The sequence below is a fragment of the Vibrio rotiferianus CAIM 577 = LMG 21460 genome (genome assembly GCF_002741985.1).
Lineage (GTDB): Bacteria > Pseudomonadota > Gammaproteobacteria > Enterobacterales > Vibrionaceae > Vibrio > Vibrio rotiferianus.
The window spans coordinates 1-1,041 of record NZ_APHW01000050.1 but is presented as its reverse complement, the minus strand read 5'-3'; the positions used below and the strand labels follow the sequence as shown (position 1 = coordinate 1,041).

Here is a 1,041-nt window from a genome sequence, read left to right as displayed (position 1 = left end):
CATTAACTTCCCCGCTCCACGATGATATCCGCGCCAGATTATCCTTAAAAGCCCCAAAGCAACTAGGTGCTATTTTTTGTATCAGGTTACTAATCTGGCCGATCGACCGTTTTTGTCATCACGTTCATTGGCGTTGCAAACTTGGTTATGGCTATACAGCCCTAAAAGCTTGGCGGTGGTACAACACCGCCCAAGCTATTCTTGCTAGCTTATTGGCAAGTGCGACTACCACTACATTAAACGGCTTTGTTGCTCGTAAATTGACTAACCAATCTCCAAACACTTTTCCTGTTGTTTCTATCCTAGATAGCACGGACCTCGCTCCATGTATAAATAGAGCGCGAAGGTGTTTGTTCCCTCGTTTACTCATGCCTAATAACTTTGATTTGCCACCCGTTGAATACTGCCTTGGAACGAGTCCTAGCCATGCCGCCATCTCGCGACCTCCACCAAAGTTTGAAGGAGAACTGATATTGGCCACACACAACGTTGCTGTTAAATCCCCAATACCAGGAATACTCTTCAACAGTTCGGCATTTTCATTATTTTCAGTAATCGCTTTCAGTTTTCTATCTTGAGTAGATACTTCTCATTTAGGTATTTATAGTGCTCATGAATCGAGAGCAACTCAGCGACCAGACTCGGTGGTAGCTTTATATCTTGCTCGGCCAACCACTGAAATAGCGTTTTCATCTTGGCATGGCCTTTCGGAAAACTCAGCCCAAACTCAAGTAGTATTGCTCCAATTCGGCTCATACAAGCCGTTCGCTCTTTGATATAACCATCTCTCACTCGATGGATAGCTGCGATTACTTGAGCTTCCTCTGACTTGGCAGAAACAAACCTCATGCTTGGTCGACTTGCTGCTTCTGCTATCGCAGCCGCATCAATAAAGTCGTTTTTGTTACCTTTGACGTAAGGTTTTACATATTGAGGTGGAATAAGTCGAACTCGATGCCCATAGGCTTCACACTTTCTCGCAAGCCAGTGAGCACCACCACAGGCTTCAAAAGCATGATGGTAGGTTCAAGTACAGATAAG

At 44.8% G+C, this 1,041-nt stretch carries 1 pseudogene; it reads right to left on the bottom strand.

Annotation, left to right across the window (positions count from 1 at the left end):
• Positions 1-151: 151 nt before the first annotated feature.
• Positions 152-1,041, bottom strand: a pseudogene (locus B853_RS26505) (IS110 family RNA-guided transposase); the annotation flags it as partial.